Raw genomic sequence first — 13,581 nt, forward strand, 5'->3', positions numbered from 1 at the left:
TTGGGACTTTCAAGCGGTTATGTTTTAAATTTCTTACATTCAGCAAGAGGTGCTGATTTATGCTTATCCTAGGGCGAAAGCCCTAGGAAATTATCTACACATTAAAGAATAATGGAATCACCGTTAAAGCAGCGATTGCTGCAATAACACCGTAGATAAACATTGGTACTACAGTTTTCTTAATGATTGCACCTTCTTGGTTTTCGATACCTAATACAGAGTTTACTGCCACGATGTTGTTGATACACACCATATTACCCATTGCACCGCCTGCAGATTGTAATGCAAGAACAAGTGAAGCAGAGATACCTGTAATTTCAGCTGTTGATAATTGTACACTACCGAATGTTAAGTTCGAAACGGTATTTGAACCTGAGAAGAATGCACCCACTGCACCTAAATATGATGCGAAGATTGTCCAATATTCCCCTGTTGCGTGAGCAAAGCTACGACCGATGATTTTCACCATTGACTCATCGCCACCCACTAACATTAAGTTCACCATAATTAACGCACCGATTAAAGCGATGAATGGGTTACGAACTTGTTTTAAACTGCTTGAGAAAATACCTTTCACATTGCTTGCAGACATTGAGAACACAGGAATTGCAATTAATACTGTGATTACAAATGGAATCAATGCTGGTACATAAAGCAATTTATAGCTTGCGTTCATACCTGTGCCGAAGATATTTTTCAGGCTGAAAATTAAACCTTCACTGATCTCAAAGTGACCTAATGAACCTAATTGCATACCGACCCATTCAGTTGCATTGTTCATCATTGCTTTGAATGGTAATTGTTTAACACGAGTTAAGATTAAGAAAACAATTAATAAACCTGTTGGTAACAATGCTTTTGCAACTTCTTTACCTGTTACGGCAGTATTATCTAAAGTATTTTCTACTTTCGCTAAACCAACGCCTTTATTTGCTAAGAAGATTGATAAGAACATACCAATTGCACCACCTACTAATGATGGGAATTCGTAGTTTACTTGAGCAAGTAAGAAATAAGGTGCTACGCAAGCTAATACGCTTAAGTAAATGAAAACGATATTTTGACGAATTTCTTTCCAAGTTACGATAAAACTTAACGCAATCACAGGAATGATAAATGCCGCAATCGAGTGAATCGTTGCTGTCATAGAACCAATCTCTAAGATTTTATCTTCTGGAAGGTTCAATGGACCGAAACCAAACCATGTTGGTGTACCTACTGCACCGAATGAAACTGGCACTGAGTTCATAATTAACGCAACAATCGCCACACGAATTGGGTTGAAACCTAAACCCACTAAGATTGGCGCTGCAATTGCTGCTGGTGTACCGAAGCCACTTGCTCCTTCAATCATAAAAGCAAACGCCCAACCGATAATCATCAACTGTGCTACAGGGTTTGGGTTAATGTTACCTAGCCATTTACGCAGCGTGTTTGTTACGCCAGACACTTCTGAGAAGCGGTTGAAAAGAATTGCTCCGAAAATAACCGTTACAGGCGTTAATACATCAACCACCGCTGATGCAATTTTCGCACTAATAATAGAAACATCAGTCGCAAAGAAGATCAAATGAATAATTAACACTACTGCTGCAATCCAAGGTAGAGCAACGTAAGATGGGAGAGCATTACGTTTTACCATTAGGTAAATCAATAATACAATTGGGAAAATACTAAGAAATAGAGCCATAAGGTTCACCTACAAAAAAGAGATATTTTTTTGATAGCAATTGCTAGTCGGCGTGATTGTAAACGAGTTATTAAATAAAGATAGAATAATGTTACAGTTTTGTGAATTAGATCACGCTTTTTATGTTTAATTGATTAAAAAATAGATGAGAAATTTTTGAGGTAATTCAAAAGAGGTAGCGATTTTGAGCCTAACTAAAGGCGTTTAGCGTGCTTTTAGTGTCGGTTTAAAATGAAAGTTATTTATAATAAAGAAAAGAAATTTTCAACTTGAATAAAGTGAAAGTTTGTTACAATCCTTATAACAGATTTAAATAACAACAAAGGATTTTTTATGTCTCAACTTTTCCCCAACGCACAGCCTCGTATTTCCGCCCCGTTCCGTTTTGATATTGTCGGCAGTTTTTTACGCCCTGAAACGTTAAAACACGCTCGTCAGCAATGTTCTTGTGGTGATATTTCTTGTGCAGATTTAACCCAAGTGGAAGATAGCGAAATTGCCAAACTGGTTGAACACCAAAAAGCGGTAGGCTTACACGCGGTGAGCGATGGCGAATTCCGTCGCACTTTCTGGCATTTAGACTTTTTAGCTGCACTTGATGGCGTGAAAGAAGTCGATGCAGAAAAATTCTCAGTACAATTCAAACATCACAACGTTCGCCCGAAAACCTTAAAAATCGTGGATAAAATTGATTTCTCTGAATCGCATCCATTTGTAGAGCACTTCTGTTCATTACAAAAATTAGCAGACGATACCGAAGTAAAATTAACCATCCCTTCTCCGTCAATGTTGCACTTAATCACTAACGTACGTGCGACAGATTATGTGGCAATTCCACGTTATGAAAACAATAACCAACAATTGTTAGACGATATTGCCGATGCGTACATCAAAGCGATGAATATTTTCTACAAACTGGGTTGCCGCAATCTTCAATTAGACGACACAAGCTGGGGAGAATTCTGTGCGGAAGATAAACGAGAAGCCTACCAAGCTCGTGGCTTTGACCTCGACCAAATCGCCAAAGATTACGTTTATATGGTCAATAAAATCATTGAGGCAAAACCTACGGATTTAGCGATTACAATGCACATTTGTCGCGGTAACTTCCGCTCAACGTGGTTCTCCTCAGGCGGTTATGAGCCTGTGGCAGAAACATTATTCGGCACTTGCCGTGTCGATGGTTTTTTCTTGGAATACGATAGCGACCGCTCGGGCGATTTCAAACCTCTCCGCTTTATTAAAGATCAACAAGTGGTGCTTGGCTTGGTAACTTCAAAAAGTGGCGAACTCGAAAATCGTGATGAAATCATCGCTCGCATTAAAGAGGCAACGCAATATGTGGACATCAATCAACTTTGCTTAAGCCCACAATGTGGTTTTGCTTCAACCGAGGAAGGAAATATCTTGACCGAAGAACAACAATGGGCGAAACTTGCATTTATTCGAGAGATTGCCCGCGAAGTTTGGGGCGAATAAAAAGAAATAACAACAGATGAAAAACGCACTTCGGTGCGTTTTCTTTTTAAGGTTCAAACGATGCAATTAACCCTTCCACCGCTTAGCTTATATATTCATATTCCTTGGTGCGTGCAAAAATGCCCCTATTGCGATTTCAACTCCCACGCACAAAAAGGCATTATTCCTGAAGCCGAATATATCGAACACTTACTTGCAGATTTATCGCAAGATTTGACCGCTTACAAAGAGGCTATTGGCGAGAGAAAAATCTATTCCATCTTTATTGGCGGCGGTACGCCAAGCCTATTTTCAGCCGAAGGCATCGGGCATTTATTGAGCGAAATTCAAAAACGCATTCCCTTTGAACAAGGCTTAGAAATTACCCTTGAAGCCAATCCTGGTACGGCAGAAACTGAGCGTTTTATTGGTTACGCCAAAGCTGGTGTAACTCGCATTTCAATGGGGATTCAAAGTTTCGAGCCAGAAAAATTACTCAAACTTGGGCGAATTCACAACAGCCAAGAGGCGAAACAAGCGGTCAAATTTGCTCAAAATGCTGCAAGTGCAGGCTTAAAAAGTTTTAACATTGATTTAATGCACGGCTTGCCAAACCAATCGGTAAAACAGGCATTGGAAGATTTAAAACAAGGTATTGCGTTAAACCCACCGCATCTTTCTTGGTATCAACTCACCATTGAGCCAAACACAATGTTTTATTATCGCCAGCCAACATTGCCTGATGACGATGAGCTGTGGGATATTTTCGAACAAGGGCATCAGCTTTTAACTGAAGCAGGCTACGAACAATACGAAACCTCTGCTTACGCTAAAAAAGGTTTTCAATGCCAACATAATTTAAACTACTGGCGTTTTGGTGATTACCTTGCCATCGGCTGTGGTGCACACGGTAAAATTAGCTACTCAACGGGCGAAATTTACCGCTTTAGCAAAACCAAACATCCGAAAGGCTATATGCGTGGCGAATACCAATACAGCAAAGAGTTAATCGCCCTTGAAGATCGCCCTTTTGAGTTCTTTATGAACCGCTTCCGCTTACTCGAAGCTGTACCAAAGGTAGAATTCGAAATGTACACAGGGTTATCGGCAAGAGTGGTTAAACCTACAATGGATTGGGCGTTGGAGCAAAATTACATTACCGAAACCGAAATAGATTGGCAAATTACCCAACACGGCAAGTTGTTCTTAAATGAACTGCTGGAGAAGTTTTTGGATTGATTAGCAAAAAAATTTAAGAAAATAACCGCTTGTGATAAGATACAAGCGGTTTATTTTTACGGAATTTTAACAAAATGAATACCTTAAAAGCAGGCAATTTGGCCCCTCAATTTACCCTTTTAAATAAAAACGAACGCCCTGTTTCTCTCTCCCAATTTGTAGGCAAAAAAGTCCTTGTTTATTTCTACCCCAAAGCCCTCACACCAGGTTGCACCACTCAAGCTTGCGGCTTACGTGATAGCCGCTCAGAACTTAACGCTTTAAACGTTGAAGTACTTGGCATTAGCCCAGATCTTCCGAAAAAATTGGCTCAATTTATTGAGAAAAAAGAGCTGAACTTTACGCTGCTTTCAGATCCAGAACATCAAGTAGCAGAAGCCTTTGGTGTATGGGGCGAGAAAAAATTTATGGGCAAAACCTATGACGGCATTCATCGCATTAGCTTTTTAATCAATGAGCAAGGCGTGATCGAAAAAGTATTTGATAAATTTAAAACCAGCGAACATCATCAAATGGTAATTGATTACCTAAAAGGGGAAAATTATGGGGCATAAAGCTATTTTTTTAGATCGCGACGGTACAATCAATATTGATCACGGTTACGTGCATAAAATCGACCATTTCCAATTTATCGAAGGCGTAGGCAAAGCGTTAAAACAGCTGCAAGATAAAGGCTATTTACTCGTGTTGGTTACAAATCAATCAGGTATTGCACGTGGTTATTTCAGCGAAGAGCAATTTACCCAACTCACTGAATGGATGGATTGGTCGCTTGATGAAGATTATGGCGTGGTGCTTGATGGTATTTATTACTGCCCACATCATCCCGAAGGCAAAGGCGAATATCGTGAAGATTGCGATTGCCGTAAGCCCAAAGCAGGAATGTTCTTCCAAGCGATTAAAGATCTCAACATTGACCCAGCCAAATCGTATATGGTGGGCGATAAATTAGAAGATTTGCTGGCTGCCGAAGCTGCAGGTGTGCAAACTAAAGTGCTAGTTAAAACAGGCAAAGAAATTACAGAAGCAGGACGAGAAAAAGCGGATTTAGTTCTTGATAGCTTGGTGGATTTGGTGAGATTTGTGAAATAACTTCAAGCGATAAGATTTGCAAAACAATGTGCAGATCTTACCACTTGTGTTTTATTAGGCATAGTAGACAAAATTGTTACTCAAAAGTTATTATATATCAGTGCTTTACAAACACTGAAACCGACTCCAAATGCCCTGTATGTGGAAACATATCAATCATGGCAGATTTTTCTAATTTATAGCCCGCTTGAATCAGTTTTTCAGCATCACGAACTAAAGTCGCAGGGTTACAAGAAACATAAACAATGCATTCAGGATTGAGTTCACATAAGTGATCTAAAGCAAATAGTGCGCCGTTACGGGCAGGATCTAACAATACTTTATTGAACGGTTTATCTGCCCACGGCTGATCGGCAAAGCGTTCATCCAAGTTGGTTTGGAAAAATTCAACATTACTTAAGTTGTTTGTTTTGGCGTTCGCTTTTGCTTGATTAACCATTTCTTCGACACCTTCTACGCCCACAACATAATTCGCTTTTTGCGCGATCGGTAGCGTGAAATTTCCCATTCCGCAGAAGAGATCTAAAATGCGATCTTGTGGTTGGATATCGAGCCAATTTAAGGCTGTTTCAACCATTTTCTGATTTAATTCACGGTTTACCTGAATAAAATCACGAACCCCAAAATGGAGCGTTAAACCGTTGATTTGATAGTAAGGAAACTCGCCAAACCAGTGTTCTAGCTGATTCTCTTCCGTCATTACAAATAGAGAAAGTTGCTCTTTTTCTGCGAATTGAAGCAAATCCATGCGGTTTTTCTCATTCATTTCGCCTAAGTGTCGCAAAAACATTGCCACACTATTATCAGCAAGCACAAGCTCAATATGCCCAAGCAATTTTTTGTTTTGCCACATCACCACAAGTTGTTGCAGTTTCGGCAGTAAATCGGCAAGTGGTTTCTCTAAAATCTCGCAACGTTCAAGCGGTATGATTTGGTTAGAATTTTTCAGCCTAAAGCCCATCACCCACTCATTTTTTTGTTGAGCAATGCTCAATCGAGCTCGGCGGCGGTAATATTTGTCGCTTCCAACAATCATAGGTTGAAAATCTATAGGTGTAGCTTGCAATTTTTGCAGGCGATGAAATAGTGCTTTTTGCTTTGCCTTGCGTTGCAATTCAAGGTCGATGTGTTGCATTTGACAGCCGCCACACTTGGCATAATATTGGCAAAAAGGTGTTTGACGTTTTGCAGATTTGTTCAATATTTTGACCGCTTTCGCTCGCCCATATTGACGCTTTTCTTCCAGCATTTGGATGTCCACTTCTTCGTCAGGCAAAGCATTTTCGATAAACCAGGTTTTACCATTGAGTTTTGCCACCCCTAAACCTTGATAATCTAAAGATTGAATTTTGACAGTTTGACGAGCGGTCGATTTTGGAGATATTTTTGCAGAGTTCTTTGCAGTATTAGGGGTATAAAAAAGAGCCATAAAATAGAGTAAATTAGTAATGATAACGACAAGAAGCAATTAAAATTGCTTCATCAGTTACGGTATAAACCAGTCTGTATTCTTCATCAATTCGGCGAGACCAAAAACCACTTAAATTAAACTTCAATGATTCAGGTTTTCCTATACCTTCAAAAGGCGTTCGTTGAATATCTTTGATGAGATTATTGGTGCGTTTTAGTTGTTTTTTGTCGGTGGCTTGCGAATAAGAAATAGCTTGCATATAAATTCCTTAAGAAAAATTGTACATTTGTCGCTTAGAGAATGCAATATCAGGCTCTGATTACTTTTCTCTGCGTGAATGCAAAGCTTAAATTTGCTAAAATATTGCCTTAATGAATACAGAAAAAGAGGCGAAAATGTTTGTCGTTGGGCAAAGATGGATTAGCGAATCCGAAAATAATTTAGGTTTAGGTCTAGTTTCAAATGTAGATAACCGCACAGTGACTATTCAATTCCCTGCTGCGGAAGATGAGCGAATTTATGCGGTTTCAAATGCACCGCTTACCCGCGTGCAGTTCCAAGTGGGCGATGTGATTACCGCTCAAGAAGGTTGGAAAATGCAGGTGACGCAAGTGATGGATAATCAAGGTGTGGCGTTTTACTTAGGTAAACGAACGGATAATCAAGAAGAAAGCGTTTTGCCTGAAATGTTGCTTGATCACAAAATCAGTTTTAGCCGCCCGCAAGACCGTCTATTTTCGGCACAGATTGACCGTTCAGATCGTTTTTCGCTCCGCTATCGAGCTTTGCAGCACCAACAAGCACAGTTCCAATCTCCATTGCGCGGTTTGCGAGGCATTCGAGCCAGTCTGATTCCGCATCAATTGCATATTGCTAAAGAAGTAGGGCAACGTCTCTCTCCACGTGTATTACTTGCTGATGAAGTGGGTTTAGGGAAAACCATCGAAGCAGGGATGATTTTACAACAACAAATTTTTGCAGGTAGAGCGGAACGCGTGTTGGTGCTCGTACCTGAAAGCTTGCAACACCAGTGGCTGGTAGAAATGCTTCGTCGTTTCAACTTGCGTTTTTCACTGTTTGATGAAGAGCGTTGTGCAGATTTCGACAAAACGGACGAAGATGGCAACGATGCAAGCGAAAACCCGTTTGAGAGTGAATCGATGGTGATTGCTTCTATCGATTGGCTAGAAGCGATGCCAAATCGAGCTAAACAAGTGTTGGAATGCGAGTGGGATATATTGATTGTCGATGAGGCACATCACCTTGAGTGGTCAGAAGATGTACCTTCGGTTGCCTATCAATTGGTGGAAAAACTGGCAAAACAGATTCCGTCTGTCTTACTGCTTACCGCAACGCCTGAACAGCTTGGGCAAGAGAGCCATTTTGCTCGCCTCGCTTTGTTGGATTCCGATCGTTTTTACGATTATGCTGCCTTTGAACAGGAACAAAATGCGTATCAACCTGTAGCTGATGCAGTGGCAACTTTGTTGAATGACAAGCTGTTAAGCGATGCGGAGCAGAATGCTATTGCAGAATTATTGAGCGAAGAAGACACCGAGCCGATGTTTAAGATCATCAATAGCAAAAAATCGGCAGAATCGGACCGCTTGCAAGTACGCCAAGAGCTCATTAAAGAGTTGATTGACCGTCACGGCACAAGCCGCGTATTGTTCCGTAATACACGCCAAGGCGTGAAAGGTTTCCCTCGTCGTGAATATTATCAAATTAGCCTTGAATTACCGCACCAATATGCGAATGCGTTAAAAGTGATGAGCACAATGGGCTCATTACAGATGAGCGACCGTCTTTACCCAGAACGTTTGTTCCAACGTTTCAATCTAAATGCACGTTGGACTGAGTTTGACCCGCGTGTGGAATGGTTGCTCACTTTCCTGAAAAATCACCGTGATGAGAAAATCTTAGTGATTTGTAAACACGCAGAAACGGCAATTGCACTTGAGCAAATTTTGCGTGAAAAAGAGGCAATTCGCTCAGCGGTATTCCACGAGAAAATGTCGATTGTGGAACGTGATAAAGCCTCTGCTTACTTTGCGCAACAAGAAGAAGGGGCACAGGTGCTGATTAGTTCTAGCATCGGCTCGGAAGGGCGAAACTTCCAATTTGCCAGCAATTTAGTGCTATTTGGTTTGCCAGACAACCCTGACTTATTGGAACAAAGTATCGGGCGTTTAGACCGAATCGGTCAGAAAAAAGACATCAAAATTCACGTGCCTTGCTTCGAAAATTCTGCACAATCTGTACTTGCTGATTGGTATCACCAAGGTTTAAATGCTTTTGGAGAAACTTGCCCGATGGGCACGACACTTTACCGTGAATTTGACGAAGCCTTGGGGACTTATTTCCTCAACTCACAAACGGATGGATTTGCAGAATTAATTGCAAAAACCAATAAACGTCAAAAAGCTTTGAAAGCTGAGCTAGAGCATGGGCGCGACCGATTGCTAGAACTTAATTCCAACGGTGGTGAACAAGCCCAACAATTAGCTGATGAAATTGGCAAGCAAGATAATCAGCCACAATTGGTTAATTTTGCCTTGAATTTATTTGATGTGATTGGCGTGGAGCAAGAAGATTTAGGCGAGCAGAGTATTGTAATCCGCCCAACAGGGCATATGCTGGTACCCGATTTTCCTGGACTTTCGGAAGAGGGGAATACGGTAACTTTCAATCGTCAATTAGCGTTAATGCGTGAAGAGCTTGAATTCTTAACGTGGGATCATCCGATGATCCGTAACGGTATTGATTTGATTACCTCGGGCGATATTGGTAAGTCTGCGGTGTCGTTGTTGATTAACAAAAACTTACCCGCAGGCACCTTGTTGCTCGAAACTATTTTTGTTGTCGAAACGCAGGCACCAAAAGGCTTGAATCTTACGCGTTTCTTACCGCCAACACCAATTCGCGTGTTGTTGGATGCGAAGGGTAATAACTTGGCAGCACAAGTGTCGTTTAATGGTTTGGAAAAACAACTCAAGCCTGTCAACCGTCAAATGGCAAACCAAATTGTGAAAATGGCACGTCGTAATATTGAAAAATTGATTAAGCTGAGCGAGCAAAAAGTGATGGAACAAGCACCAGATATTATTGCTCAAGCGAAAGTAGAAGCGAATAGTAAATTACAAGCCGAATTACACCGCTTGGAGGCGTTGAAATCGGTGAATAAGAATATCCGTGATGATGAGATCCTAGCTCTTGAACAGCAATTGAATGAAACACTTGCACATCTTGAACTGGCAAATTGGCGATTGGATAGTTTACGTGTGATTGTGAGTAATCAGGAATAATTATGGCTCTTATCGAATACCACCCACCGCTTGAACCTTTTTTAGATGAGGTTTATCGCGACAACCATATTTTAGTAATCAACAAACCGAGCGGATTGCTTTCTGTTCCAGGTAATCGCCCCGAATATTTTGACAGCGCAATGACCCGCGTGCAGAAAAAATATGGCTTTACCGAACCTGCTCACCGTTTGGATATGGCGACAAGCGGTATTTTATTGTTTGCCTTAAGCAAAGTAGCTGAAAAAGAGTTGAAGCGTCAATTTCGCGAACGTGAGCCGAAAAAGCACTATATTGCGTTATTATGGGGCAAACTAGGCGAGAAAGTAGGCGATACTGGCAAGATGAATTTCCCACTAATTTGCGACTGGGAAAATCGCCCACGTCAAAAAATCTGTTACGCGCGAGGTAAAAAAGCGATTACCCATTACGAAGTGCTGGAATATTTACCGAACAATATCACGAGAGTAAAACTTACCCCAATTACAGGGCGTTCTCACCAGCTACGTGTACACTCTTTGGCGCTGGGACATCCCATTCTAGGCGATAAATTCTATGCTAATCCATTAGCCAAAAGCCTTGCCCCTAGACTTTGCTTACATGCCGAAAGCTTAACAATTACTCACCCAATAACGGGCGAGAAAATGACGTTTATGACAGAGGCTGAGTTTTAAACAAAAGTGATTGTGAGCTATAGCCTTATAATACAAGGCTTTAAGCCCATTTAAAATTCAACCATTCAAAAACATGGAAGAAAAATAATCTTCAGTTTCGACATACTCAGCAACCGTTTTGTATATCTGCCATATAATTTCGAAAAACTGGATAATATAAAGGCAAGTAAGATTTCTCTACTTGCCTTTATTTTTTTAATCTCTATAATAGCAACCCTTATGTTCGTAAGAGCATAATCCAATGGCGGGTGTTATTGGTTCCTCGCAACGGTGTTCAGCTTACTTGGTCAGGTTCGGAAGAAAGCAGCCAGGGTTGAAATTTCTGTGTGCCGAGGGGTGCTGGTAACACCCCCACCTTTTTTCTATTTACCTGCCTCTTTTTTCTCTTCTTTTGGTAAATGATATAACTGATGTTTATACACATAACTTGGCAGCAAGGCTTGAGCTAATGCATCTTTTTTCTCTTCCTCATCAACGGCTTTCGGAATCAGTTTTTCGTTGGCTTTATCGTATGTAAAGCTCTCAATAGGCGTATTTGGACGCATTACAATCACATCATTATTCGCTTTCATGACAGCTTGTGTCGCATCATATTGCATAATTGCACGATTTGGCTCAACATTTTGGGTTAAGTCATAGCCCATCATTGGGTTTTCGCTGCTAATTCCCGCTACAGACAGCAGAGTTGCAGGCATATCAAGTTGGCTGACTAAACGGCTATCACGTTTTGGCTCGATATGATTACCGAGCAATAATGCTGGGATATGGAAATGACGAATCGGTACTAAATCATCGCCTGTTGCACGCGAGTCGTGGTCAGCAATAATTAAGAAGATGGTGTCATTCCAATAATTCGATTTTTTCGCTAACTCGAAGAAATGCCCAATCGCATAATCAGCATATTTTGCGGCATTATTACGTGTCTGTTTTGGCTGTTCATACAGTTCAATTTTGCCATCTGGGAATTCAAACGGATCGTGGTTGCTTGAGCTAAACACGAGGCTAAAGAACGGTTTACCTTCATTGTGTAATTTGGTAAAAGTCTCGTTTGCTTTGTCGAATAAGTCTTCATCGCTTACGCCCCAAGTTGCTTTAAATTTGGGGTTGGCGTAATCATTTTCATCAATAATACGGGTGAAACCATTGCCATAGAAAAAGCTTGCCATATTGTCGAAATGTTTTTCCCCACCATAAATGAACGAGGTGTCGTAACCTTGACGACGCAACACTTCTGCAATACTAAAGAAGTTATTTTGACTTTTCGTGAGTTTCACAACTGCACGGGCTGGTGTTGGCAAGAAACCTGTAGTTGTTGCTTCAATGCCACGCACAGAACGCGTACCCGTTGCATATAGATTTTCAAACAACCACCCTTCTTCGGCTAATTTATCTAAGTTTGGAGTTAATGGTTTACCGCCAAGCGTACCGACAAATTGTGCACCAAGGCTCTCTTGAAGCAAAATTACGATATTTTTCGGTTTGCCCGTGTAACTTGCTTGGTTGTAAGTCAGTGTTGGAATTTCTCTTGAAATGTAATCTGAATCTAGACGACCACGCAATTTTTTCACACGTTCGAACATCTCTTCATCCGACATTTTTCCATATTGCTCTGCTGATTTTTCTTCATCTTTCAGCTGTTGCACCGCATAAAGTACAGAGTAGCCAGAGTTTAATACAAGAGAGTTTACGAGCGGATCGCTTGAAAATGCGACCATTGCTGGGTTAATCCCACGGTGAGCAAAACTTGAGCGCCCCCCAACAAACACTAATGCCGCTACAAGCAAGGCAACAAGCGGTCGAATTTTCCAACTCATTTGTAAACTACAGGCAGAAACCTTTTTCACCGCCCAACCTGCCAATTTCCAATAAGCAAAAATTGCCAATGCTATCACCACAAGGCTAATAATCACTGTGGTTAAATGTCCATGAATAAGCATCGTAAACACTTCTTTTGGATAAGTCAGATATTCAATAAACAAGCGGTTCGGGCGCAAGTCAAAGGTTTCAATAAAATTCGGCGTCGATACTTCCATAAAGAGAATGAATACGGAACCCGCGGTGAGCCAAATACGTAAAATTGCTCGCCAAATTTTGCCAATGGCATTGTTATTGAACAGTAGCACACTGAATAAAGCAGGCAAACCAAATAGCCAGCAAAGGGCGGATACATCAATCCGCAAGCCTTGCAACATCAGTTGTGACCAGCCATCTACTGCATTCACCCGTTCGGTTTGCCATAAGCCAAGAGCAAGACGGGAAAGTGAGAGTAGAATTAAGTTAATGATAACAAAAAATAAAATAGGAAAGAGAACGGAACGTCCTTTTCTTGAAGTTGATTGCTTCATAGCAATTCCTTATATGAAATGAAAATCCATCGCATTTTACGCTATTCATCTTATAAACAACAGTAGCCCGCGAAAATAAAAGCCGTTTGCAAAAACGGACATAGAACGGTAAACTTTGTTCACACTTTATTAACGAGAGAAAGACAAAATGGCTAAGAAACCGACGCCCAATTTTGAGACAATATTAAAAGAGTTAGAAAGTATCGTAACGCATTTAGAATCGGGCGACTTACCGCTAGAAGATGCTTTAAATGAATTTGAAAATGCAGTAAAACTTGTGCAACAAGGACAAGAATATTTGCAAAAAGCAGAACAACGCATTCAAATTCTTCTTAATAAAACGCCTGAAGCTGAACTCACCGACTACTAA

11 protein-coding genes and 1 other RNA gene are annotated in these 13,581 nt (G+C 40.8%); 8 read left to right on the top strand and 4 right to left on the bottom strand.

Annotated elements, in window-relative coordinates:
- Positions 1–94: 94 nt before the first annotated feature.
- Entirely contained in the window at positions 95–1,690 is a 1,596-nt protein-coding gene (locus B0184_RS01430) for a lactate permease LctP family transporter (RefSeq protein ID WP_005710256.1), read from the bottom strand.
- Positions 1,691–2,023: 333 nt separating this feature from the next.
- On the opposite strand from B0184_RS01430, the gene B0184_RS01435 reads away from it, so the two are divergent.
- From B0184_RS01435 to gmhB, 4 genes are all read left to right on the top strand, one after another.
- Complete coding sequence (locus tag B0184_RS01435) at positions 2,024–3,169, top strand: 5-methyltetrahydropteroyltriglutamate--homocysteine S-methyltransferase (RefSeq protein WP_005710302.1); 1,146 nt, start codon at positions 2,024–2,026, stop codon at positions 3,167–3,169.
- Between the two features lie 60 nt (positions 3,170–3,229).
- The gene (hemW, locus tag B0184_RS01440) at positions 3,230–4,387 is read left to right on the top strand and encodes a radical SAM family heme chaperone HemW (protein ID WP_005710331.1); all 1,158 of its coding nucleotides are present in this window, start codon (positions 3,230–3,232) and stop codon (positions 4,385–4,387) included.
- Between the two features lie 74 nt (positions 4,388–4,461).
- On the top strand, positions 4,462–4,941 hold the full coding sequence (gene bcp, locus B0184_RS01445) for a thioredoxin-dependent thiol peroxidase (RefSeq protein ID WP_005710284.1): 480 nt from the start codon (positions 4,462–4,464) through the stop codon (positions 4,939–4,941).
- Entirely contained in the window at positions 4,931–5,479 is a 549-nt protein-coding gene (gene gmhB / locus B0184_RS01450; protein WP_005710290.1) for a D-glycero-beta-D-manno-heptose 1,7-bisphosphate 7-phosphatase, read from the top strand. Before bcp ends, gmhB begins: the two co-directional genes overlap by 11 nt.
- A gap of 97 nt (positions 5,480–5,576) precedes the next feature.
- On the opposite strand, the gene rlmD is transcribed toward gmhB, so the two are convergent.
- Together rlmD and B0184_RS01460 are read right to left on the bottom strand one after the other, a co-directional pair.
- Complete coding sequence (gene rlmD, locus B0184_RS01455; RefSeq protein ID WP_039851700.1) at positions 5,577–6,908, bottom strand: 23S rRNA (uracil(1939)-C(5))-methyltransferase RlmD; 1,332 nt, start codon at positions 6,906–6,908, stop codon at positions 5,577–5,579.
- A gap of 13 nt (positions 6,909–6,921) precedes the next feature.
- On the bottom strand, positions 6,922–7,149 hold the full coding sequence (locus B0184_RS01460) for a Txe/YoeB family addiction module toxin (protein WP_005710233.1): 228 nt from the start codon (positions 7,147–7,149) through the stop codon (positions 6,922–6,924).
- Between the two features lie 136 nt (positions 7,150–7,285).
- Here B0184_RS01460 and rapA point away from each other — a divergent pair, with 136 nt between their 5' ends.
- The 3 genes from rapA (at position 7,286) to ffs (ending at position 11,215) form a co-directional block, all read left to right on the top strand.
- Positions 7,286–10,195 carry an RNA polymerase-associated protein RapA gene (gene rapA / locus B0184_RS01465; protein WP_039851694.1) on the top strand — a complete coding sequence of 970 codons (2,910 nt, stop codon included), beginning with the start codon at positions 7,286–7,288 and terminating at the stop codon, positions 10,193–10,195.
- A 2-nt stretch (positions 10,196–10,197) separates the two neighbouring features.
- Positions 10,198–10,866: a bifunctional tRNA pseudouridine(32) synthase/23S rRNA pseudouridine(746) synthase RluA gene (gene rluA, locus B0184_RS01470; protein WP_005710243.1), complete on the top strand. Its 669-nt coding sequence runs from the start codon at positions 10,198–10,200 to the stop codon at positions 10,864–10,866.
- Positions 10,867–11,117: 251 nt separating this feature from the next.
- Positions 11,118–11,215: signal recognition particle sRNA small type (gene ffs, locus B0184_RS01475), an RNA gene on the top strand.
- Positions 11,216–11,228: 13 nt separating this feature from the next.
- On the opposite strand, the gene B0184_RS01480 is transcribed toward ffs, so the two are convergent.
- Positions 11,229–13,211, bottom strand: a complete 1,983-nt coding sequence (locus tag B0184_RS01480) for an LTA synthase family protein (RefSeq protein ID WP_005710203.1) — start codon at positions 13,209–13,211, stop codon at positions 11,229–11,231.
- A gap of 148 nt (positions 13,212–13,359) precedes the next feature.
- Between B0184_RS01480 and xseB the strand changes: the two genes are divergently transcribed.
- Positions 13,360–13,581, top strand: coding sequence for an exodeoxyribonuclease VII small subunit (gene xseB, locus B0184_RS01485; protein ID WP_005710291.1), 222 nt, complete (start codon positions 13,360–13,362; stop codon positions 13,579–13,581).

Source organism: Haemophilus paraphrohaemolyticus (assembly GCF_002015045.1).
Classification (GTDB): domain Bacteria; phylum Pseudomonadota; class Gammaproteobacteria; order Enterobacterales; family Pasteurellaceae; genus Haemophilus_A; species Haemophilus_A paraphrohaemolyticus.

What these genes read in the sequence shown, in the direction of transcription:
- B0184_RS01430 (WP_005710256.1), bottom strand. Translation starts at nt 1,690, where the DNA reads ATGGCTCTATTTCTTAGTATTTTCCCAATTGTATTATTGATTTACCTA.
- B0184_RS01435 (WP_005710302.1), top strand. Translation starts at nt 2,024, where the DNA reads ATGTCTCAACTTTTCCCCAACGCACAGCCTCGTATTTCCGCCCCGTTC.
- hemW (WP_005710331.1), top strand. Translation starts at nt 3,230, where the DNA reads ATGCAATTAACCCTTCCACCGCTTAGCTTATATATTCATATTCCTTGG.
- bcp (WP_005710284.1), top strand. Translation starts at nt 4,462, where the DNA reads ATGAATACCTTAAAAGCAGGCAATTTGGCCCCTCAATTTACCCTTTTA.
- gmhB (WP_005710290.1), top strand. Translation starts at nt 4,931, where the DNA reads ATGGGGCATAAAGCTATTTTTTTAGATCGCGACGGTACAATCAATATT.
- rlmD (WP_039851700.1), bottom strand. Translation starts at nt 6,908, where the DNA reads ATGGCTCTTTTTTATACCCCTAATACTGCAAAGAACTCTGCAAAAATA.
- B0184_RS01460 (WP_005710233.1), bottom strand. Translation starts at nt 7,149, where the DNA reads ATGCAAGCTATTTCTTATTCGCAAGCCACCGACAAAAAACAACTAAAA.
- rapA (WP_039851694.1), top strand. Translation starts at nt 7,286, where the DNA reads ATGTTTGTCGTTGGGCAAAGATGGATTAGCGAATCCGAAAATAATTTA.
- rluA (WP_005710243.1), top strand. Translation starts at nt 10,198, where the DNA reads ATGGCTCTTATCGAATACCACCCACCGCTTGAACCTTTTTTAGATGAG.
- B0184_RS01480 (WP_005710203.1), bottom strand. Translation starts at nt 13,211, where the DNA reads ATGAAGCAATCAACTTCAAGAAAAGGACGTTCCGTTCTCTTTCCTATT.
- xseB (WP_005710291.1), top strand. Translation starts at nt 13,360, where the DNA reads ATGGCTAAGAAACCGACGCCCAATTTTGAGACAATATTAAAAGAGTTA.